We start from the raw sequence: 21,980 nt of genomic DNA, 5'->3' as shown, positions 1-21,980 counted from the left end.
ACGGGAAGCTGACCTTGGCGGCTACCTGTTGTCGATGATACGAGCTGAATCGGCCGCTTACCACCTAGTCGGTCGATGTGTTCCTGAGAAACAACGAAGTTTTCGAGACGCACGTCCCGAAAACTTCGCGTGAACACCGTATGACGTGGCATTTGTCGACCGAAGACCTGCTTCTTCAGCTATGCAGACAAGGGTGCCGTCATCGGGTCGACGGACGCGAATCGCGGCTGCCCGCCGAGTCGATCCTCGACCGAGTTCAGAAAACGACTGACATGTCGATAGAAATCGTCGGCATCGAGCTCGGCGATCGTGCTCGACGCACCGGCCTCCACAGCAGCGCGGGTGGCAGAGAAGGACGCGAAATAATCGGCCCAGACGGCGAGATCCGGTGCCGCCTTTGCCATCAGCACCCATGCGCTGCGCGAGCGCGGACGCGCTCCGATCGAGTTGGGCAGCGACGCCAGCACAGCTGCCGCACCCTTCAGCGCCGCGGCATAGCTCCCCAGAAACCGATCTCCGGCGTCGCTCTCCCCGATGGACTCGGACAGCAGTGCATCGGCTCGACCGAGCAGGACTCGCGCCTGACGCGACACCGGCGACCGCACTTCGGCATCGAATGCCTTCGTGATCGTCATACTCGAACACCTCCAGTTCGAATCTCCGACGCGTACCTGACGCGGCCGGAACCGTGACGAAGCCTTACAGTCGAACTCCGGAGAATCCGACTCGACGATCGAGCCGAAGCCACCGGCGCACTCGGCCCCGATCGTCGAACACCCGTTCGACACATTCAATATAGCTGTGCCCACCGACAAGTTTCCGAAGAAAGGTTGAGAACAGTCGCCACCGACGCGCAGACAACGCCGTACCTGGTCGATCTGACGCCCCCGGAATTCCGCCAGCGGCTGTTCGAGGCACTGTCCATCTACGTCGAGGCCATGGGCTATCCACGTGGAACCGAGCAGAGCAGGGCCCCCATGTGGAGCGAACATCTGCATCGGCCGGGTTGGCGTGCAGTAGGTGCACTGCTTCCGAACGCCGACCCGATGCAGCCGGACTCGCTGGTCGCCCTCGCATACGGCTACCACGGCGCGGCGCATCAGTGGTGGCATCAGCAGGTACGCGACGGATTGAGGCGCACGGGGCACTCTCCCCGCAGCGTCGAGGCCACCCTCGAGGACTACTTCGAGCTCACCGAGTTGCACGTGCGTCCGAGCGCTCAGGGACACGGCCTCGGTGGCCGACTGTGCACTCGACTGCTCGACGGCGTCTCCGCCGCCAACGTGATGTTGTCCACACCGGAAGTCGCGCAGGAGGACAACCGGGCCTGGCGGCTGTACCGGCGGCTCGGCTTCCAGGACGTGCTGCGGGACTTCACGTTCGCCGGGGACCGACGCCCCTTCGCAGTCCTGGGCCGCCGGTTGCCGCTCGACGGGCCAGTAGCCTGAAGATGTGATCGATGCTGTGGTGGTGGGTTCCGGCCACAATGCCCTGACCTCTGCCTGTTACCTGACCGATGCCGGCATGTCGGTCGAGGTTCTCGAGCGCGACTCCGTCGCGGGTGGCGCGGTGTCGACGGTGGAACGCTTTCCCGGCCACCGTGTCGACCGCGGTTCGTCGGCGCACATCATGATTCGTCACACCGGCATCGTCGAGGAGCTCGGACTCGCCGAGTTCGGACTGCGCTACCTCGACTGCGATCCCTGGGCGTTCGCGCCGGGAGCCGTGGGCTCCGACGAACGCGGCATCGTCTTCCACCGCGACCTCGACCGAACCTGCGACTCGATCGCCGCTGCCTGCGGCGCAGCAGACGCGCGCGCCTACCGCACCTTCGTCTCCGTCTGGGGTCCCCGCAGCGAACGCACCATGCGTGCGTTCGGTGGGCCACCCACCGGCCCGAAACTGCTCCGATCCTTCTGGGGCCTCGGCGCGCCCGACGGCGGCAGCATGCTCTCGCGTGAGTTTCTCGCCACCGGCGATTCCCTGCTGGACGAGATGTTCTCGAGCGAGCGACTCAAGGCCGCGCTCGCGTGGTTCGGCGCGCAGTCGGGTCCGCCGATGTCCGAGCCGGGTACTGCACCGATGGTCGGCTTCGCTGCTCTCATGCACACCCTTCCGCCCGGCCGCGCCGTCGGCGGAAGCGGCGCGCTCACCGAGGCGATGATCGCTCGCCTGCAGCGCGACGGTGCTGCACTGACACTCGGAGACGCCGTCACGACCCTCGTGCGTCGCCCGCACGGCTGGACCACAAGGACTGCGTCGGGACGGGAGATCGACAGTCGCATCGTCGTGGCCGGCTGCCACATCGTGACCACCCTCGACCTGCTCGCAGCAGGTGGACACGACTCGGCACAGATCGCTCGATGGCGCAGCACGATACGAGTGGGTCCGGGGATCGGCACAGCGGTTCGGTTGGCCACGGACGCGCTGCCGGAGTATCCGAGCGCCGACTGCATCGAGGACGGTACCCACGGTCTCGCCCTGCTCGTCCGCGACCGCGCACAACTGCGTCTGGCCCACGGTCACGCCCTTGCCGGTGATCTACCGCCCACACCTGCTGTCCTCGGCATGTCGTTCAGCGCCCTGGACCCCACCATCGCGCCGCCAGGCCAGCACCAGATCTCCCTGTGGTCGCAATGGCATCCCCACACACTCGCCGACGGCCGACGATGGCGATCGGACGTGCCGGGCGAGCGTTCGTTGGCCGAATACGAAGCAGACCGAATCGTGGCCGAGATGGACCGCTACGCACCTGGTTTCGCCGGATCGGTGTTGGATCGGTATGTTCAGTCGCCGCCGGACATCGAGCGTGAGCTCGGTCTGATCGGAGGCAACATCATGCACCTGGACATGTCGCTGGACCAGATGATGATGTGGCGCCCACACCCTCAACTGGCCGGTCATCGGGTCCCCGGTGCCGACGGGCTGTATCTCACCGGCGCATCGACTCATCCGGGCGGCGGTGTCACAGCGGCCAGCGGTCGGTCCGCGGCGAGGATCGCGATCGCCGACGCGCGCGCAGGACGCCGTCGTGCATTCTTCGGGAGGAGGCAGGAATGAGGACAGTTCCAGTCGTCTTCGCAGTCGTTGCGGTCGGAGCTCAGATCGTCTACCCGCTGGTGTCCGGGTCGACGCGCGACGCCGTGACCGTGGCAGTGGTCGCGTGTCTTGCCCTCGCCTCCATCGCGCACGCCGCACTTCATCGGGGTGCTCTGTGGGCCGCCCTGCTCGTCGTCGTGACCGCAGGAACGGGATTCGCGTCCGAACTCGTCGGCACGGCTACCGGGATCCCGTTCGGCGAGTACTACTACGCGCAGAATCGCCTCGGCCCGAGTCTGTTCGATGTTCCCGTCGTCGTTCCGCTGGCCTGGACCGCCGGGTTCTACCCGATCTGGTGCGCAGTGACCTTCGTCGTTCGCCGTCTCGACACGACGCACGCGCGCGCCACGACGCTACGGATCGTGGCGGTGGCCGTGGGGATGGTCGGCTGGGACCTCTACCTCGATCCACAGATGGTCACCGATGGACAGTGGACCTGGACCGCCGGTTCCGTGGGGCTGCCAGGAGTGCCGTCGATTCCGCTGACCAACTACCTCGGCTGGCTGGTGGTGGCCACGTTGATGGCTGCGGTCATCGAATTGTTCGATCGTGTCCTCGGCCGCCCTCGGTCGTCCGACGACACGGTGCCCATCGGGCTGTTCCTGTGGACCTGGCTGGGGTCGGCACTCGCGCACGCAGTGTTCCTGGACGGTCCGGAACTTCGATTCTCCGCGGTGTACGGGTTCGTCGTCATGGGCGTCGTCGGCATTCCGCTGATCTGGATGGCCCGTCGTGACAGATGGCGTGCGCCCCGATCGAACGCAGCCGTCGATCGCTCCGGTACCGACACGCCTCGCTGACAACCCCTGCCGACTGACATCGGCTCGATGCCCTGGCACGATGTCGCTGTGCAGTCGACATCGCGAACCTCTCATCGAACCCACCGCCGCCGAGTTCTCTCGGTGGTCGCCTTGGCGCTGCTCGTCGCGCCGATGCTGGCCGGTTGCCTGCGGGTGCAGGTCACGATGGGTGTGTCCGCGAACGACCGGGTGGCAGGTCAGATCGTGGCGGCCGGCGTGCCGACGTCGGACTCCGACACCGGACCGGAGCTGGTGGTTCCCTCCTCGCTCGAGGACAAGGTGCGCGTCGAGCCGTACAACCAGGACGGGTATGTCGGATCACAGGCCATGTTCGACGATCTCTCGTTCGGCGATGTGCAGACGCTCGGCTCGATATTCCAGAACGCGGCCGGATCGTTCGAGCTGACGCTGCAGCGTTCCGGTGACACAGTCACCCTGGCAGGCAACGCCGATCTGTCCTCAGTGCCGGTGCAGGGTTCGGACGTGCAGTTCACCATTGCGTTTCCTGCTCGAATCGGCACCACCAACGGCACCCGCGAGAGCGACAATTCGATCTCGTGGAAGTTGCCGGCAGGTGAGGTCACGTCGCTGCGTGCCGAGGTCAACTACCCCGACCCCAACACTCGGAGCTTCGCCGGTTGGGCCGGTATCGTGGGCGGAGTCACCGTCGGCGTTGCAGCCATCGTGGGTGCCATGGCGTGGGTGTCTCGCAACCCGCCGCTCCGCAACCGCGCAACGCGGCGCACCGAATCCGGGAACTCGACCGACAGAACGTCTGTGTGAAAGAACGCCTGCTCGCGCGAACCACGGCGACCGCAACCGTGCTCGCCACGGCGTCGGCTGCGCTGTCGCTGCTCAACTCGTGGTCGATGCCGAGTCTGCGCGCTCCGCATCACCGTGTCACCGAACGCGTCGTCGTCTGCATTCCCGCCCGCAACGAAGTCGAGACTCTGCCTGCGCTGATAGGCGACCTCAGGCGTCAGCGATCGTGCACCGATCTGCGGATCATCGTCCTCGACGACGACTCGACCGACGGAACGGCATCCGCTGCTCGCGCGGCCGCGAACGGTGATCCACGGGTTCGCATCGTGACCTCGACGGCGGCTCCCCCGAACGGCTGGACCGGCAAGGCTGCAGCGTGCGCCGAGCTCGCGCGACTGGCTGCCGAGGACCACCCGCTGGCGTCGATGATCGTGTTCGTCGACGCCGATGTTCGACTGGAGCCGGAGGCCGTCGCCGCCTCCACCAGGCTGCTACGGCGGCGCGGTGCTGCCCTGCTGTGCCCATGGCCCGAGCAGCTCGCAGAGAGTGCGGCCGAGCGACTCGTCCAGCCGTTGCTCTCATGGTCGTGGATGTCCACACTTCCCGTGCTACTGGGCAACGCCACGCTCGCCCCGTCGATGGCGGTCGCCTGCGGCCAGTTCATGGCGTTCGACGCCGCCGCGTATCGCTCCATCGGAGGCCACGGTTGCGTCGCGGCCAGCGCAACCGAGGACCTGGACCTGGCACGTGCTCTCCGGCGGCGAGGATTCTCGACGGCCGTGGCGTCGGGCGCGGAATTCGTGCGGTGTCGGATGTATCGCTCGGGTGCGGAGTTGCGGTCCGGCTACAGCAGGTGGTTGTGGAACGAGTTCGGTGGACCGGTGGGTTCGACTGCGGCGGCTCTGGCGCTGTCCGTCGTGTACGTGCTGCCGCCGATCGCGGCGATCACGGCCTCGGGTTCGACGCGTCGACTCGGTTCGGCCGGCTACCTCGCGGGCGCTGTGTCTCGGATGGCCGCGCGGCGTCGCGAGGTGGGATCGCGATTCGGGGTCCGCGACGCACTCGACGCTGCGGTGCATCCGGTCTCGATCCTGGCGTTCGTCGGACTCGTCGCGGAGTCCCACGTGCGCAGGCGTCGCGGCTCCCTCACGTGGAAGTCGCGTCCGATGCCCGCACGGCAACCCTGACCCGTCTCAGACTCGTGCGGCCGCGAGCCCCAGGTTGCTCAACACCTCACGCGTCGCGCGTGCGAAGTTCAGCGTGATGAAGTGCAGTCCGGGCGCACCCTCGGCGATCAGGCGCTCACCGATGTTCGTGGCCAGTTCGATACCCACCTCACGAACGGCGGCACGGTCCTCCTCCGGACCGGATCCGGCAGCGCGGGTGAACTTCTCGTCCAGGTACGTCGGCAGCGTCGTCCCCGAGAGCTCGAGCATCCGGCGAACCGACCGAAGCGAGGTGATGGGCATGATCTCGGGAATGATCGGCTTGGCACCCTGCTCGGCGTCGTACGCGCACACTCGGTCGCGCAGTCGCAGATAGTCGTCCACATCGAAGAACATCTGTGTGATGGAGTACTCCGCACCCGCCCGTAGCTTGCCGACCAGGCACCGGGTGTCCTGCTCCAGGTCGTCGGCGCGGTGGTGTCCTTCGGGGAACGACGCGACCCCGACGTGGAAGTCGCCGAGATCGCGCACCATCCGGACGAGTTCCTCCGCGTACTCGACTCCGTCGGGATGCTTCTCCCAGTCGCCGAGCGGGTCTCCCGGCGGGTCTCCGCGCAGGACGAGGATGTTGGTGATGCCACGGTCCGCGTAGGACCCGACCATCGACCGCAGCTCGTCGATACTGTGCGACACCGCGGTGAGATGCGCCACAGGAAGCAGAGTGGTCTCCTCGGCTATCTGACCGGTGACTCGCACCGTCCGATCGCGAGTGGAACCACCTGCGCCATAGGTCATCGACACGAATGCGGGCTGGAGTTGTTCGAACTCGCGAACCGCTCGCCACAATCTGGCCTCGGCGTCGGCATCGCGCGGCGGCGAGAACTCCACCGAGAACGGGATCCTGGCGTCGGGTTCCGTTCGCAGTCGATCGACGATGGACGGCGTTCTCGTCACGAATCCTCGACTCGACCGCCCCCTGACGGATTCTTCGCTCACCCGAAGATCATAGGTGGCCGCCGCCGGAGCCCCGTCGGGCCTCCCCGACGTCGATCTCACGCCGGACATCGGTGCCGGGTTTCGAGGCCCATTACTGTGGGGATCGATACCGACGTAACCCACAGCAACCCTTGGAGGATCGTCCTGTCCGGAGACTTGTCCTCGCCCATCGTCGACACCCCCGCCGCCGCGACGGATCCGAAAGGACTGCGCACGGCCGTCGACGCGACGCTCGCCGAGTTCTTCGCCACTCGCCGACCCGTCGTCGACGCTGTCGGCGGTGGTTACCCCGCTGCGGTGGCCGATCTCGAGGCGTTCGTGCTGCGCGGCGGAAAACGCATGCGGCCTGCATTCGCGTGGACCGCGTGGCTCGGTGCCGGCGGCGACAGCACCGGTCCACGCGCGGACGCGGTACTGCGGGCATGTTCGGCCCTCGAACTGATCCAGGCCTGCGCCCTGATCCACGACGACATCATCGACTCGTCCAGCACTCGTCGCGGGTTCCCGACCGTGCATGTCGATTTCGCTCGGCGACACCGCGATGCCGGCTGGTCCGGCTCCTCGGACCACTTCGGTGAATCGGCCGCGATACTGGTCGGCGATCTGGCCCTGTGCTGGGCCGACGATCTGCTGCGCGAGTCGGGCGTCGACGCGGACGCGGCTCGGCGAGTTCAGCCGGTGTGGTCGGCGATGCGCACAGAGGTGCTCGGCGGCCAGCTTCTCGATATCGAGGCCGAAGCAGGCACCGACGAGAGTGTGGCAGCGGCGATGCGCGTCAACCGCTACAAGACGGCCGCGTACACCGTGGAGCGACCACTGCACCTCGGGGCAGCTCTCGCGGACGCCGACGAGAACCTCATCGCTGCCTACCGCAGCTTCGGTGCAGATGTCGGTATCGCGTTCCAGCTACGCGACGACCTGCTCGGGGTGTTCGGCGATCCCGAGGTGACCGGTAAACCGTCCGGCGACGACATCACCGAGGGCAAGCGCACCGTGCTCATCGCGCTGGCGCTGCAGAAGGCCGACGAGACTCGGCCCGACCGTGCGGCCACGATCAGAGCCAGCCTCGGTACCGAACTCGACTCGGACGAAGTCGCCGACATTCGTTCGATTCTCGTCGAACTCGGCGCCGTGGAGGCGGTCGAGAAGCAGATAGACGAGCTCGGCACCCGGGCCGTCGCGGCCCTCGACAACAGTTCGATCGAACCGGTAGCGGCCGCGCATCTGCGCGCCATGGCAACCGCCGCGATCCAGCGGCAGTACTGAAAGAGAGCGCCATGTCATCCATTCGCACGGTCTCAGGCCCCACCGACATCGTCGTCGTGGTGGGCTCCGGATTGGCCGGCCTGGCAGCCGGCCTGCATCTGCTGGGCGCAGGAAAGAAAGTCACCATCGTCGAGCGGGACGAGACCGTGGGCGGCCGCGTCGGGGTATACCCGGTATCGGACAGCGACGGATCGCACCTGTACGACATCGACAACGGCGCGAGCGTGTTGACGATGCCGAATCTGGTGCTCGAGGCTTTGGCTGCCGTCGGGGCCGACTTCGAGTCGACGACTCCGCCGATTCGGCTGTCTCCACTGTCGCCGTCGTACCACACGCGGTACGCCGACGGCACGTCGATCGACGTCTACGCCGATCCCGAGGCGATGGCAGCCGAGGTCGAACGCACCTGCGGGCCCGCCGAGGCGCAGGGGTACCGCGATCTGCGGCGTTGGCTCGCCGATATCTTCGACGCCGAGTTCGACCGGTTCATCGACTCGAACTTCGATTCGCCGCTCGATCTCGTGGGATCGAAAGCCGCGATCTCCGACACGGCGACGCTGACGAAGCTGGGCGGCTTCGGCCGCCTCGGCCCACGAGTCGACAAGTTTCTGAAGGACACCCGTCTACGACGCGTGTTCACTTTCCAGGCGCTCTATGCTGGCATGGCACCGCAGAAAGCTCTGGCGGTCTACGGGGCCATCGCGCACATGGACACCTCACTCGGGGTGTTCTTTCCCGAAGGCGGCATGGCGGCCATCGCACGGGCCATGGCCGACGCGTTCGTCACCGCGGGCGGAACGCTCGAACTCGGTACCGAGATCGTCGACATCACCGTCGACCGGGGCCGGGCCGACTCGGTGGTGACCGCTGCAGGCAAGCGAATCGCCTGCGACGCACTCGTCCTCACCGCCGACCTGCCCGTGGTCGATCGGCTCCTGGATCGGGCCTCGGTGTCGAAGAAGGGCCGACGGAACGGGTACGGCGTGGTATCGCCGTCGGCGGTCGTCGCGCACGGAACCGTCCCCGTCGAGCAGACGGCCACCTGGCCCGCCCGCGCGCACCACACCATCGACTTCGGCGACGAATGGGCCGAGACCTTCCGTCGGATCACCGCACGATCGGGCAAGGGATCCTTGATGGCCGATCCGTCCCTGCTCGTCACCCGGCCGTCGGTGAGCGATCCGAATCTCGAGGTGGAGCGCGACGGTGTCCGCTGCGAGCCGGTGTCGATCCTCGCACCGTGCCCCAACCTCGACAGCGCGCCGCTGAAATGGGGCGAGTTGGCGCAGCCGTACCTCCGCGAGATCCTGACGACCATGGAAGGCCGGGGGTACAAGGGCCTCCTCGACGGTTTCACGCTCGACCACATCGACACTCCCGAGACATGGGCGCAGAAGGGCATGCTCTCGGGTTCGCCGTTCTCGTCGGCGCACGTGTTTCGGCAGACCGGGCCGTTCCGACGCAAGAACATGGTCGCCGGGCTCGACAACGTGGTTCTCGCCGGCTCGGGCACGACGCCGGGTGTGGGCGTTCCCACGGTTCTGGTGTCGGGAAAACTCGCCGCCGAGCGGGTTACGGGACGCCGCGGGCGGTAGGTTCGCTCGATTCACTGCGTCGACCAACTAAGCTGAGCGCGACCGTTTGCCGGTCGCGCTCATTGCTGCGACCATGATCGTTCGGTGACCGGCGAGAACGCATCGGCCGGCGCGTACATCTCGAACCACAACTCGTTGCAGAGGAGGAGCAGGCGGCAATGTCTTCGATCTCGTCGCACTCCACCTCCGAGGATCGATCGTCGGACGGCGGCAGTGCATCCTCGCCTCCGCGGAGACAGTCGAGACTGACCGCAACAGGAAACTTCCTGCGCAGCCCCGAAGGCAAAGCGGCAATCCTCGGTGTCGTCGGGGCCGTCTGCATCGTGTTCGGCGGTTTCGGTGCGGGCAGCGTGCGCCGACGCGATCCACTCCTCGAGGACATGCACCTGTCGTGGCTGCGATTCGGTCACGGGTTCGTGCTCTCGACCATCATCGTCTGGGTCGGCGTACTGCTCATGATCACCGCATGGGTCCGGTTGGGGCGAGCGACTCTGCACGGTCGCACCACCGTCGGAGAACTGCGCTGGATCGTTCCGGCATGGACCGCGCCGCTGCTGCTGTCGGTGCCGATGTTCAGCCGCGATGCCTACTCCTACCTGGCGCAGGGCGCGCTGCTCCGAGACGGATTCGATCCGTACGCCGTTGGGCCCGTTGCCAATCCGGGGGTTCTGCTCGACAACGTCAGTAACGTGTGGACCACCACGACAGCGCCGTACGGACCGCTGTTCCTGTTGCTCGCTCGCGGCATCACCAGCCTGACCGACGACAACGTCATTGCCGGAACGATGTTGCTGCGCCTGACCATGCTGCCCGGTCTGGCGCTGATGATGTGGGCGGTCCCACGGCTCGCGAAGCACCTCGGCGGTCGCGCAACCACCGCGGTCTGGCTCGCCGTCCTCAACCCCCTGGTGTTGATTCACCTGATCGGCGGCGTGCACAACGAGTTGCTCATGGTGGGTCTGATGACTGCGGGCATCGTGCTGACCCTCGAACGTCACCACGTAGGCGGCATCGCACTGGTGGCGATCGCGGTTGCGATCAAGGCCACCGCAGGCCTGGCTCTGCCCTTCCTGGTGTGGATCTGGATGCTCCATCTGCGCGAGAAGGCGCGGGCGGAGAACCGAACACCGATGTCGCCGATCCTGGCGTTCACCAAGACCGCGGGAATCGGAGCCGCCGTCTTCGTCGCTGTGTTCGCTGTCGCATCGGTCATCGCCGGGGTAGGAATCGGTTGGCTGACCGCGCTTTCCGGTTCGGCCAAGATCATCAACTGGCTCTCGCTTCCTACGATTCTGGCGCACCTGGTGACCGTGAGCACATCGTGGTTCCTCGACCTGCGCCTCGGACCGGTTCTCGATGTCACCCGCCTGCTGTGCGCCATCGCGCTGGTGGTCATTCTCGCCGCGGCCTGGTGGTTGGGCCGCAGGTCCGAACGCGATGCCGTCAAGGGCATCCTCATCGCTCTGGTCGCCACCGTCGTCCTCTCCCCCGCGGCCCTGCCCTGGTACTACTCGTGGCCGCTCGCGATCGCTGCCGGATTTGCGCTCTCGCGCACGACCCTGATGATCCTGACGGGTCTGTCGACGTGGCTCATGCTCGTCTTTCAACCCGACGGTTCGATCGGCCTCTACACATTCGGACACGTCGCGCTGGCGGTCTTCGCGGCAGTCGTGGCCGCACTTGCCCTGACGCGGGTGGATCCGCTGCGTTTACGATCGGACCGGTCCAGGGAACACCGAGCCGTGCCGAACGCTCCCAAGACACCCGCTACGGAACCGACCGGAGACGAATCCACGTCATGAGGGCCCGCTGATGAGAGAACTGGACGGCATAGATCCGACGCTGCACGAGGCGTATCGAGTCTGTCGCGAACTCAACGCCCAACACGGCAAGACGTACTTCCTCGCCACTCGGCTGCTCCCTACCGACAAGCGCGCGGGTGTCCACGCGCTCTACGGGTTCGCCAGGATGGTCGACGACATCGTCGACCTCGAGGGCACCGACATCGCCGTCGGCTCCGACGAACTCAATGCCCGTCGCATCGTCGAACTCGACGTGATCGAATCCCGGGTGCGCGACGCCTTGGCCGGAAAGCCGTTGTCCGACAGCGTGTCCGATCAGGTATTGAGCGCACTATGCGACACCGTGAAGCGCTACGACATTCCACACGACTACTTCTTCGCGTTCATGCACTCGATGCGCATGGACATTCCGGGTAGTCCGATGTTCGTCTCGCGTTACCGCACGATGGAGCAGTTGCGCGAATACATGTACGGCTCCGCTGCGGTCATCGGGCTGCAGATGTTGCCGATCCTGGGAACCGTCGTCGAGCGGGCGGAGGCCGAGCCCCCCGCCGCAGCGTTGGGCGAGGCATTCCAGCTGACCAACTTCATCCGCGACATGGGCGAGGACCTCGATCGCGACCGCATCTACCTACCCACCGATGAACTGGCGGCGTTCGGCGTCGACGAAGAACTCCTGCGGTGGTGCCGCACCACCGGGAATGTCGACGCCAGGGTCACCAGAGCGCTCGCGCACCTGATCGCCGTCACCCGCTCGATCTATCGGACGTCCGACGCGGGTATCGAGATGCTGGATCCGCGCGTGCGACCGTCGATGCGCACCGCGTCGATCCTGTACGGCCGCATACTCACCGAGGTCGAGTCGCAGGGCTACCGCGTGCTCTCCCAGCGTGCGACGGTGCCGCAGTGGACCCGAGCGCGCGTCGCGCTTCCGCAGTTCGCCGTCACCGGCTTCAAGCGCGCGACGGTTCGCTAGAAGGCCATCGCCTGTGCGCGCCTGATCACTTCGCGCATCAGGTCACCGTGCAGAGCGGCGACGGGCGCACCGGGCAGGCTCTCGTCCTCGGTGAACAGCCACCGCAGGATTTCCTCGTCCTCGTACCCGCCGTCGTGCAGCACGGCCAGCAGACCGGGCAGACCCTTGACGATGGTGCCCTTGGTCGTGTCGAGGAACTGCTCCGGCACACCGGGCACGCGCGAACGCTTGAGAGCGAGCAACTGGCGGTCGCGGATGAGCTGTTCGACGCGGGTCTTGGGAACGTCGAGGATCTTCGCGACATCGGCGAACTGCAGCAAAGACACCGACGGATCGAGCACGTCGTCGGCGTAGGGAATGGCACTCACGCAGGTAACGTTAACGGGTCCGGCGTCCAGACTTCAAAAACGTCAGGTCCGGCTCGGCAGGACCGTGGACACGAGCCACGATCGTCGGTCGGCATCCCCGGCACCGATACGATCGACTTCGGCATCCGGCACCGAAAGCCGGAACACGAGTGGACGACGAGGGGAGGTTCGGTGATACCGGGTTCGATGCTCGATCGTCGATACCGAATAGACGCACCGATCGCGCGCGGTGGTATGTCGACGGTCTACCGCGGACTCGACACCAGGCTCGACCGCCCCGTCGCAGTGAAGATCATGGACCCGAAGTTCGCCGAGGACCCGCAGTTCGTCCAGCGCTTCGAGTTCGAGGCTCGGGCCGTGGCCAGGCTCAGCCACCCCGGCCTCGTCGCCGTCCACGATCACGGCCGCGACGGTGAACACGCCTTCCTGGTCATGGAACTCGTCGAGGGCGGAACTCTGCGTGAGCTGCTGCGCGAGCGGGGACCGATGCCGCCGCACGCTGCAGCGGCCGTCATCCGGCCGGTTCTCGACGCGCTCGCAGTCGCCCACCGAGCCGGTCTGGTGCACCGCGACATCAAGCCCGAGAACATCCTGATCAGCGACGACGGCGACGTGAAGATCGCCGACTTCGGACTCGTCCGAGCCATCGCGGCCTCCACCGTGACGTCGAGCAGTGTGATTCTGGGCACCGCCGCGTATCTGTCTCCCGAGCAGGTCACCACCGGCTCCGCGTCCGCGAGCAGCGACGTCTACGGCGTCGGCGTCGTGTTGTTCGAGCTGCTGACCGGACGCACACCGTTCACCGGCGACACCTCGCTGTCGATCGCCTACCAGCGCATCGACAACGACGTACCGCTCCCCTCCACCCTCATCGCCGGCGTTCCCCCACAGTTCGACGAGGTGGTCCAGCGCGCCACCGTCCGCGCCCCCGAACACCGATACCGCAACGCCGACGACATGGCCCGTGCAGTCCGCGCCGCCGCGTCGGCGCTCGCGCTACCCGAGTACCGAGTGCCCGCACCCAAGCGCTCGGCCGAACACCTCAGCTCGGCAGCGGCCGGAGCGCCGACGACGGTCGCAGGCAACCGTCCGCCGACCGCACACACCCCAGTGGCCCAGGATTCCCCGCCGCCCCCACAACACGGGGTGCAGCACACTCGTGTCGTCACCTCGCCCACATCCCGAGACGTCGACCACGGCTCGGACAACTCCGATGCGCCGCCCGCCGGGCCTCCCCCGACCGGCAGACGGCAGTACGAGTTCCCCGACTTCGACGCGGATCGCCGACGCTCGCGCCGGGCGATCGTCGTCTGGTTGCTCGTCGTCGCACTGCTTGCGGTACTCGTCGGCTTGGGCGGATGGTGGATGGGGTCCGGTCGTTACACCGCCGTCCCGTTGGTCGACGGGCTCGACACCACCGGTGCCACCAGCGCCGTCGAGGCCGCCGGACTCGAGGCCGCGGTGCGCGGTACCTATTCCGACTCGGTGGACACCGACCTTCTCATCGGCACCGATCCCACCGGCGGATCACGAATCGCCAAGGGCGACACGGTGTATCTGCTGGTGTCTCTGGGTCGCCCCACCGTTCCCTCCATCGACGCGGACGCATCCGTCGCAGACATGGAACAGCAACTGAGAGACCGAACGTTCACACCCGTCGACGGCGGCGAGGCCTTCAGCACGTCCGCTCCGATCGGCGGGGTCGCAGCACTGGACCCAGCGCCCGGCACCGTGCTGTCCACCGGAACCGCGGTCACGGTGTTGCGCAGCAAGGGAGCGCCGCCGGTCGAGGTGCCCGACGTACGCGGGCAGAGCGTCGACCAGGCCCGAACGACGCTGGAATCGGTGGGCATCACCGTCGGCGAGGTACAGGAGACGTTCGACGAGGACACCGATGGCGGCAAGGCGATCGCAACCACGCCGGAAGCCGGTGAGACGGTGCGATCCGGGTCCACCGCGGTGCTCGAGGTGTCCAACGCCGTCACCGTGCCCTCGCTACTGGGTCGGTCGGTCGGCTCGGCCCGGACCACGCTCGAGGCGTTGGGTCTGCCCATCGACGTCCGTCAGGTGGTGGACACCGACGGGTCTCTTGTCATCACCCAGAGCCCCGGAGCCGGTTCTCGGGTGGAACCGGGCTCCGAGGTCATGGTCGTCTCGCTGCCCTGATCAGTCGCGGAGCATCTCGGCGACGAGGAACGCCAGTTCGATGCTCTGCTGTGTGTTCAGACGCGGGTCGCAGGCGGTCTCGTAGCGACCGGCGAGGTCGAGATCCGAGATGTCCTGGGCGCCGCCGAGGCACTCGGTGACGTCGTCGCCGGTCAGTTCGACGTGAATTCCGCCCGGATGCGTTCCGAGGCCGTTGTGCACCTCGAAGAAGCCCTGTACCTCGTCCACGATGCGGTCGAAGTGCCGCGTCTTGTAGCCGGTCGAGGCCTCGTGGGTGTTGCCGTGCATCGGATCGCACTGCCAGATGACCTGGTGGCCGGTGGCCTGCACCTTCTCGATGATGGCGGGCAGGATGTCGCGCACCTTGCCGTTGCCCATGCGTGAGATCAGGGTCAGACGTCCCGGCTTGTTGGTCGGGTCGAGCCGCTCGACGTACTCGACGGCCATCTCGGGCGTGGTCGTGGGCCCGATCTTGAGGCCGATCGGGTTGGAGATCAGCTCGGCCAGCGCGATGTGCGCCCCGTCGAGCTGGCGGGTGCGGTCGCCGATCCACAGGAAGTGCGCGGACAGGTCGTACAGCTTGGGGTGATCGTCGGTGTTGTCCAGGCGCAGCATCGCCCGCTCGTAGTCGAGAACGAGTGCTTCGTGGCTGGCGAAGATCTGCGCGGTGTGCAGGTTGGGGTCCGAGACGCCGCAGGCATCCATGAAGCGCAGTCCGCGATCGATCTCCCCCGCGAGCGCCTCGTAGCGGGCACCGGCGGGCGACTGGGCGACGAACTCGCGGTTCCAGTCGTGCACCTTGTGCAGATCCGCCATGCCGGCACCGGTCAGTGCACGGACCAGATTCATCGCTGCGCTTGCATTGGCGTAGGCGCGCACCAGTCGCGACGGATCGTGGCCGCGGACGCTCTCGTCGGCGACGAGCGAGTTGATCATGTCGCCGCGGTAGGACTGCAGACCGAGGGCGTCGATGTTCGACGAACGCGGCTTGGCGTACTGCCCGGCGATACGGGCGACCTTGACCACCGGCATGCTCGCGCCGTAGGTGAGCACCACGGCCATCTGCAGCAGCGTGCGGATGTTGCCCTTGATGTGCGGTTCGGTGTTGTCGACGAACGTCTCTGCGCAGTCGCCGCCCTGGAGCAGGAACGCTTCGCCGCGTGCGACAGCAGCGAGCTTGTCCGACAACGCCTCCACCTCACCGGCAACGGTTATCGGAGGAACGCTCTCGAGCACCTTGCGCATGTCGGCAGCGTGCTCCGGATCCCACTGAGGTTGCTGCGCAGCCGGCTTGGCCAACGCATCGTCCAATCGAGTGCGCAGCGTCGGTGACAACGGCGGCAGGTCGGGCAAGCGATCGATGGGTACGTCGACAGTCCAGTTCACCGCTACAGGATATTCGTACCGCCGAAGCCGCAGGACAACGGGTGTTCACCCGCGGTACGAGTACTCCTCGATCGCCTGGAACTTCGCCAGATTGTGCCGCGCGTCGGCCAGGGCGTCGTGAGCGTCGTCGGGCACCGACGGCAGCTCGGGACTACCGCGATCCTCCCAGTGCTGGCGCAGCTCACGGGTGAACCGCGGCAACGAGCGCGGCAACTCGGTCATCGAGCCCCACAGCTGGCAGAGCGCCACGTGGTCGTACGCCGCCACCCACGCCCACAGTTCGACCTCGGCACCGTAATGCGGAACGAGGAATTCGAGCAGCTCGTCTCGGATTCTGGACCGGCTCATCCACAGCGGCGACGAGTACGGTGGCAGCTTGGGTAGCACGTTGCGTCGAACCCATCGGCCCGCTCGCTCGGGGTCGAACTCGGAGGACACCGCATAGAACTCGCGACCGTCCTCCGACACCACACCGATCGAGACCAACTCGATTGTGCGACCATCCTCGATGAACTCTGTGTCGTAGAAGTAGCGCACGCGGCTCACCCTAGCGCGTCCCCGACACGTCCCCCACGTACCGGTAGCCCCGATCCGAACAGCCCTGAAAGGGAAAGCCAGTGACTTCGCCCGACACCAACCGTCCGGTCGCCGAGGCCTCGGAACCGGCTGGGCCGACGCGACGCCGGTGGCCGAGTTGGGCGGTCGCGTCGAGCAGGCTCCTCGTCCTGATCGCCGCTGCCGTCGGCGTTGCGTTCCATCTCAACGGCTTTCCGGGGCTGCGCACGATCGGTGAGCACTACCGACTCGATCTGGACGTGTATCGACTCGGCGGTCAGGTGTTCGCCGAGGGTGGAGATCTCTACGGTCAACTGCCACCGATCGCGACCGGTACGACGCTGCCCTTCACCTATCCCCCGATCTCCGCGGCGATCTTCAGCCCGCTGTCGTCGGTGTCGCTGTACGCCGCCTCGATCGTGGTGACCACGCTGTCCATGCTCTTGCTGCTGATGACCGTCGTGGTGACCCTCACCTCGCTCGGGGTTCGTCCCCGCACGCTCGTGTGGTGGTCCGCCGGAGCGGTGTTCGCCGGGGCCGTGCTGCTCCTAGAACCGGTCACCTCGACGCTGAACTACGGGCAGATCAACATCGTGTTGATGGCGTTCGTCGCACTCGACTGCCTGCCGAAGAAGACGCCGTGGCCCCGAGGCGTGCTGATCGGTCTCGTGGCCGCCGTCAAGCTCACGCCCGCGGTGTTCGTGCTGTACTTCCTGCTGCGCAAGGACTTTCGAGCTGCGGTGGTGTCGGTGGTGAGTTTTGCAGTGTTCACCGCGATAGGTTTCGCACTGACGTGGTCGGACTCGGTGAAGTACTGGACCGAGACGATCGTCGATTCCGACCGGATCGGCGGCCCGGCCTACCCGCCCAACCAGTCGATCACCGGAGTGCTCGCGCGGCTCGGGTTGGACGAAGTGCCCCGTTCGATCCTGTGGATAGCGTTGTCGGTGGTGGTGCTCGCCATCGCGGCGGTGGCGATGCGCAAGGCGTTCGCCGCAGGCGAGACTGCGCTCGCGCTGACGATCAACGCCATGTTCGGCCTGCTGGTGTCGCCGGTCTCCTGGTCACACCACTGGGTGTGGGCCATTCCGTTCACCGTGGTGCTCGCCGTCCTCGGCTACCGCCGCCGCAGTGCGCTGCTGGGCACTCTCGTGGCCGTCGGGCTGGCGTTGATGCTCTACCCGCCGCACTGGAAGCTCGGCGAGGGCCGATGGAGCGGGCTCGGTTGGCCTCTGCTCGACCAGTTCGCCGCATCGGGCTACGTGTGGTGGGCCCTGGCCTCGATCGTCGCACTCGCCTCGTTCAGCTGGTCCGATCGAGCGACTGCGATCGTCGGCGAGAACGCCACCCGCTGATCGCGCTTACCCGGTAGGGCTAGCTGGCCTTGGAATCCGGGATACGCCTCGCGGCCGGAGCGGACTCCTCTTCGGGTACAGCCTTCTTCAGCGATGCGGCATACACGTCCACGTACTCCTGACCGGAAAGCAACATCAGGTCGTACATCACCTCGTCGGTGACGGCACGCTCGACGAAACGGTTTCCGGCCATGCCCTCGAAGCGCGAGAAATCGATGGGCTTCCCGATCCGGATGGTGACCTTTGCCGGACGCCAGACTCGCGAACCGATCGGGTTCATCTTCTCGGTACCGATCATCGCTACCGGAATCACCTGGACGCCGGTCTGCAGTGCCAGACGCGCCATCCCGGTCTTGCCCTTGTACAGCCGCGCATCGGGTGATCGCGTGCCCTCGGGGTAGATACCGAGAACCTTGCCCGCTTCGATCACCCGCACGCCTGCGTTGAGCGCATCCTGCGCAGCGTCGGCTCCGGTGCGATCGATCGGCACCTGCCCGACGGCGGTGAAGAACCATTTCTGGAACGCACCCTTGAGTCCCGGTCCGGTGAAGTACTCGCTCTTGGCGAGGAAAGTGATGCGGCGAGGCGTCTTGAGCGGGAGGTAGAACGAATCGAGAACGGCCTTGTGGTTGCTGGCCAGAATGACCGGACCCTCCGTCGGGATGTTCTCCGCGCCCTCGATCGTCGGCCGACCCAGGGCGATGAGAAGGGGGCCGACGAAAATGTACTTAACCAGCCAGTACCACATTGACATGCTCCCTGATGATGGTCGGGAAATCGTTTGGTGCCGCCTCGCTCCTCAGCGAATCGACTGCGGCCGTGCATCCTCGAACCGTGCCGCGTAGTGAACTGTACCCACGGTTTATGACACCAGCCACATCATCGCCGACTCCGGGACAGACGTCACAGGTAGCACGTCCGAGCAGTCAGCGAACCCCGGTGACGAACTGCGCTCGGGCCAACTCCGCGGCCCCGATCATGCCCGCCGCCTCGCCGAGTTGAGTGCTGCGAATACGAGCCAGCGGTCGATGCCCCGCACCGGTCACCAACTCCGCGTACTTGTCGGTCGCTCGGGCCAGGAACTGGCTCGACGACGTCGCCACTCCACCGGCCAACACGATCAGATCGGGGTCGTACACGTCGCTGACCATCGAGAGCCCGACACCGAGCCACTGCGCGAAGTCCTCCATGGTGCGGCGGGCTATCTCGTCACCGTCGTGCGCTGCACTGGCAATCCGGCGGCCGGTCAGAGAACCCGGATCGAGGAACACCTCACGTGCCAGGGTCGTCGAGGACGACGGGTCCGCTGCGAGCAGCTCGACTGCGGTGTCCACCAGCGCGGTGCCGCTGCAATAACGCTCCCAACAACCGCGCTTGCCGCAGGGGCATGCCCGGCCGTCCGGCACGACCTGGATGTGACCGAGTTCCGGTGCCACGCCATGGCTACCCCGATAGATCCTGCCGTCGATCAACAGCGCCGCACCGATTCCGGTGCCGATGGCCACCATCACCACGTTGCGGCCACCGGATGCGGCACCGAAGCGATACTCGGCCCAGGCAGCAGAATTGGCGTCGTGCTCGAGCAACACCGGTAGACCGATGCGCATACTCATCTCGGTCGCCACCGGGGTGTTCACCCAGGGCAGATGCGGGGCGAAGAGAACCGTCGTGCGGTCGGAGTCGATGAACCCTGCGACGGCGAGCCCGACGGCCGTGATGTCGTGTCGCCCGGCCAGCTCCTGCACGGCCCGGTCGAGACCGCGTTCGAGCGCGCGAGCCGTGTGCGGCGTGGGTGCGGCCGTCGAGTCGAGCACTTGGCCGTCCTCGTCGACGACAGACGCGCGCAGGCTCGTCCCGCCCACGTCGATACCGACCGTCAGCCGCTGGTGGTGCCGCTTCATTCGTTCATGCCTTCCTCGGCCGTCCCTCACGCGGCCTGCACCCGAGTCGCCGCGCCGATCACGGACGGTCCTGTTCGTCCGAGCGCGAATTGTTCACTCGAACGGTAATCGGAACGAACGAGGCCTGGCGGTCATCCTGCAATTTCGTGTCGATCGACACGTCTGCGACCTCGGCCGGATCGGTGGCGGTGGTACCGGGAGCGCCGGGCTCGGGGTCCGTCGACGGCGGGGTGGGAGGAGTGTGTGCTCCCGAGTTCGTCGCCCCGGAGGTGGTGTGATCGGCGAGCAGTTGACGCAGGAGCGCAATCACCACGGCCCCTTCGGAGGCCACGAGCTCGACGAGATCGTGGCGCTCCCCACGCAACATCGCCGCGAGTGCGCAGACCGGGCACCAACTGCATCCCTGTTGGTCACGATCCTGCTGTGTCTCGGCGACGCGACTGAGGATGGGTTCGAGCCGGGTCAGTACGGTGTCGGCCAGGGCGAGCAGGTCCGCCCCCAGCTCGGAATGGTCCGAGGTCATCGATACCCCCCGACTGTCAGGGCAGGACGGGTCACAGCGGCCACACGTCGGGGTTCGGACGAAAACGCACCACCAGGCACGGTCCGTCGAGTTCGGCGGAGTCCGCGACGCACCGACGCAGCACCGACGCCAATTTGATGCGCCGTCGCCTCCCGTCGGCACTCACTATCAAGTCGTCCTCCACTCGCCCCAAGCCCAAGGTCGTCGAATCCGCAACCGGCAGCAACATTCTCATCGCATAGACGGATTCGAGTCCACGACCCGACTCGAGCACCACCGAAGGCTGCTCACCCCGGCCCGGCGCGTGCCGTTCGAGGGAGTCCGGTTCGAGGCGATCGGCCACATCCTGCAAGGACTGCAACCCTACCGGTTCACCGGCGGCGTGCTCCACCTCCACTATGGGCACCGTGCCGATGCGTCGGCGCAGTTCGGCGACCGCGTCCAGCTGGGCGGCTCGCCACCGCTCGAACCAGAACACAGCCGGATGCGCGCCCACCAGACCGATCGACGTCGAGTTGAGCCTCGGCAGCACTTTGTTGATCAGCACGCGGTCGACTCCGATTCCGAGCAGAGCGGCGGCCGACAGCGTTCTTTCCGCATCGGCGACCGAGAGCTGTTCGGCGGTGACGACCACGGTCGCCCCGGTGCGATCGGAGTCGGTGATCAGGGACCGGACGGAGTCGACCTGAGCGAGGATCCGCTCGATCATCGCCACCACGAGAGTGAGGCGCACATCGGAACCGGTGCCCGCGACCATCCGAGCGTGCAGCGGCCAGATTCGCTCGACGTACGCGGCAACGGTGTCGGGCAAGTGCAGCGTGCGTAGGGCATCCGCCGATGCAGGAAGATCGACTATCACTGTGTCCCAGCGATTCTCGTCGGCCAGACGGAGAATCTCGTGCATCCCCAACAACTCTTCGACTCCGGCCAGGCCGAGCAGCTCCTCCGGCTCGATCGCCCCGAAACTCACCCCGTGCTCGTGCCCCGTGGACGCCACGGCCATCAACGCACCAAGTCCGCGGTATCGCGCCTCGAGCAGAGCCAGTGTGTCGATCTCGACAATGTCGAGGCCGGGTGCGATCGAACGAATCCCGGACGGATCTTCGGTACCCGCGTCCCCCGCGAAGACGTCGACCAGGGAGTGCGCCTGATCGATGGAGGCGATCAGCACCCGTTCACCGGCCTGCGCGAGGCGAAGCCCCGACGCTGCCGCCAACGTCGTCTTGCCCGCACCACCTTTGCCGAGAAACAGCAACACCGTGGT

At 66.5% G+C, this 21,980-nt stretch carries 20 protein-coding genes; 11 read left to right on the top strand and 9 right to left on the bottom strand.

What is annotated here, in order from left to right:
- Nucleotides 1-179 precede the first annotated feature (179 nt).
- The gene (locus MTX34_RS15620) at nucleotides 180-635 is read right to left on the bottom strand and encodes an SAV_6107 family HEPN domain-containing protein (protein ID WP_243595003.1); all 456 of its coding nucleotides are present in this window, start codon (nucleotides 633-635) and stop codon (nucleotides 180-182) included.
- 195 nt (nucleotides 636-830) lie between these two features.
- Between MTX34_RS15620 and MTX34_RS15615 the strand changes: the two genes are divergently transcribed.
- Genes MTX34_RS15615 through MTX34_RS15595 form a run of 5 tightly spaced genes read left to right on the top strand, consistent with a single transcriptional unit; the run spans nucleotide 831 to nucleotide 5,848 of the window.
- Nucleotides 831-1,448, top strand: coding sequence for an N-acetyltransferase (locus MTX34_RS15615; RefSeq protein ID WP_243609961.1), 618 nt, complete (start codon nucleotides 831-833; stop codon nucleotides 1,446-1,448).
- A gap of 4 nt (nucleotides 1,449-1,452) precedes the next feature.
- Nucleotides 1,453-3,060, top strand: a complete 1,608-nt coding sequence (locus tag MTX34_RS15610; protein WP_243609960.1) for an NAD(P)/FAD-dependent oxidoreductase — start codon at nucleotides 1,453-1,455, stop codon at nucleotides 3,058-3,060.
- Nucleotides 3,057-3,899 carry a carotenoid biosynthesis protein gene (locus MTX34_RS15605; protein ID WP_243595006.1) on the top strand — a complete coding sequence of 281 codons (843 nt, stop codon included), beginning with the start codon at nucleotides 3,057-3,059 and terminating at the stop codon, nucleotides 3,897-3,899. The genes MTX34_RS15610 and MTX34_RS15605 overlap by 4 nt, the downstream gene beginning before the upstream one ends.
- Nucleotides 3,900-3,926: 27 nt before the next feature.
- On the top strand, nucleotides 3,927-4,682 hold the full coding sequence (locus MTX34_RS15600; protein ID WP_243595007.1) for a DUF3153 domain-containing protein: 756 nt from the start codon (nucleotides 3,927-3,929) through the stop codon (nucleotides 4,680-4,682).
- Nucleotides 4,679-5,848 (top strand): glycosyltransferase family 2 protein, encoded by a 1,170-nt coding sequence (locus MTX34_RS15595; RefSeq protein WP_243609959.1) that lies wholly within the window; start codon nucleotides 4,679-4,681, stop codon nucleotides 5,846-5,848. Before MTX34_RS15600 ends, MTX34_RS15595 begins: the two co-directional genes overlap by 4 nt.
- A gap of 6 nt (nucleotides 5,849-5,854) precedes the next feature.
- Here MTX34_RS15595 and metF read toward each other — a convergent pair whose 3' ends face one another.
- Nucleotides 5,855-6,781 (bottom strand): methylenetetrahydrofolate reductase [NAD(P)H], encoded by a 927-nt coding sequence (gene metF / locus MTX34_RS15590; RefSeq protein ID WP_243595103.1) that lies wholly within the window; start codon nucleotides 6,779-6,781, stop codon nucleotides 5,855-5,857.
- Between the two features lie 198 nt (nucleotides 6,782-6,979).
- Here metF and MTX34_RS15585 point away from each other — a divergent pair, with 198 nt between their 5' ends.
- From MTX34_RS15585 to MTX34_RS15570, 4 genes are all read left to right on the top strand, one after another.
- Nucleotides 6,980-8,089 carry a polyprenyl synthetase family protein gene (locus MTX34_RS15585; RefSeq protein ID WP_374639758.1) on the top strand — a complete coding sequence of 370 codons (1,110 nt, stop codon included), beginning with the start codon at nucleotides 6,980-6,982 and terminating at the stop codon, nucleotides 8,087-8,089.
- 11 nt (nucleotides 8,090-8,100) lie between these two features.
- Entirely contained in the window at nucleotides 8,101-9,684 is a 1,584-nt protein-coding gene (gene crtI / locus MTX34_RS15580; protein ID WP_243609958.1) for a phytoene desaturase family protein, read from the top strand.
- A gap of 158 nt (nucleotides 9,685-9,842) precedes the next feature.
- Nucleotides 9,843-11,486 carry an alpha-(1->6)-mannopyranosyltransferase A gene (locus MTX34_RS15575; protein WP_243595010.1) on the top strand — a complete coding sequence of 548 codons (1,644 nt, stop codon included), beginning with the start codon at nucleotides 9,843-9,845 and terminating at the stop codon, nucleotides 11,484-11,486.
- A gap of 10 nt (nucleotides 11,487-11,496) precedes the next feature.
- Nucleotides 11,497-12,462 carry a phytoene/squalene synthase family protein gene (locus tag MTX34_RS15570; RefSeq protein WP_243595011.1) on the top strand — a complete coding sequence of 322 codons (966 nt, stop codon included), beginning with the start codon at nucleotides 11,497-11,499 and terminating at the stop codon, nucleotides 12,460-12,462.
- Here the strand turns inward: MTX34_RS15570 and MTX34_RS15565 are convergent.
- Nucleotides 12,459-12,830 (bottom strand): Rv2175c family DNA-binding protein, encoded by a 372-nt coding sequence (locus MTX34_RS15565; RefSeq protein WP_243595012.1) that lies wholly within the window; start codon nucleotides 12,828-12,830, stop codon nucleotides 12,459-12,461. The two genes, MTX34_RS15570 and MTX34_RS15565, sit on opposite strands and share 4 nt — an antisense overlap.
- Before the next feature lie 186 nt (nucleotides 12,831-13,016).
- Between MTX34_RS15565 and pknB the strand changes: the two genes are divergently transcribed.
- Complete coding sequence (gene pknB / locus MTX34_RS15560) at nucleotides 13,017-14,996, top strand: Stk1 family PASTA domain-containing Ser/Thr kinase (protein ID WP_243610040.1); 1,980 nt, start codon at nucleotides 13,017-13,019, stop codon at nucleotides 14,994-14,996.
- Here the strand turns inward: pknB and MTX34_RS15555 are convergent, their stop codons facing one another.
- A complete protein-coding gene (locus MTX34_RS15555) occupies nucleotides 14,997-16,382 on the bottom strand; it encodes a class II 3-deoxy-7-phosphoheptulonate synthase (protein WP_094679112.1) in 1,386 nt (461 codons plus the stop codon).
- 45 nt (nucleotides 16,383-16,427) lie between these two features.
- Complete coding sequence (locus MTX34_RS15550; RefSeq protein WP_027497365.1) at nucleotides 16,428-16,919, bottom strand: polyadenylate-specific 3'-exoribonuclease AS; 492 nt, start codon at nucleotides 16,917-16,919, stop codon at nucleotides 16,428-16,430.
- An 80-nt stretch (nucleotides 16,920-16,999) separates the two neighbouring features.
- On the opposite strand from MTX34_RS15550, the gene MTX34_RS15545 reads away from it, so the two are divergent.
- Complete coding sequence (locus MTX34_RS15545; RefSeq protein ID WP_374639754.1) at nucleotides 17,000-18,292, top strand: glycosyltransferase 87 family protein; 1,293 nt, start codon at nucleotides 17,000-17,002, stop codon at nucleotides 18,290-18,292.
- Between the two features lie 19 nt (nucleotides 18,293-18,311).
- Here MTX34_RS15545 and MTX34_RS15540 read toward each other — a convergent pair whose 3' ends face one another.
- The 4 genes from MTX34_RS15540 to MTX34_RS15525 form a co-directional block, all read right to left on the bottom strand.
- On the bottom strand, nucleotides 18,312-19,040 hold the full coding sequence (locus MTX34_RS15540) for a 1-acyl-sn-glycerol-3-phosphate acyltransferase (protein WP_243595013.1): 729 nt from the start codon (nucleotides 19,038-19,040) through the stop codon (nucleotides 18,312-18,314).
- Between the two features lie 178 nt (nucleotides 19,041-19,218).
- Entirely contained in the window at nucleotides 19,219-20,193 is a 975-nt protein-coding gene (locus MTX34_RS15535) for an ROK family protein (RefSeq protein ID WP_243595014.1), read from the bottom strand.
- Between the two features lie 58 nt (nucleotides 20,194-20,251).
- The gene (locus tag MTX34_RS15530; RefSeq protein WP_243609957.1) at nucleotides 20,252-20,716 is read right to left on the bottom strand and encodes a hypothetical protein; all 465 of its coding nucleotides are present in this window, start codon (nucleotides 20,714-20,716) and stop codon (nucleotides 20,252-20,254) included.
- A gap of 31 nt (nucleotides 20,717-20,747) precedes the next feature.
- Entirely contained in the window at nucleotides 20,748-21,974 is a 1,227-nt protein-coding gene (locus MTX34_RS15525) for an ArsA family ATPase (RefSeq protein WP_243595016.1), read from the bottom strand.
- Nucleotides 21,975-21,980: the final 6 nt, after the last annotated feature.

The organism is Rhodococcus sp. ARC_M5 (assembly GCF_022810405.1).
In the GTDB taxonomy this organism is placed as follows: Bacteria; Actinomycetota; Actinomycetes; order Mycobacteriales; family Mycobacteriaceae; genus Rhodococcoides; species Rhodococcoides navarretei.
Note: the sequence above shows the minus strand (reverse complement) of the source record. Positions and strands in the feature narration are given on the sequence as shown.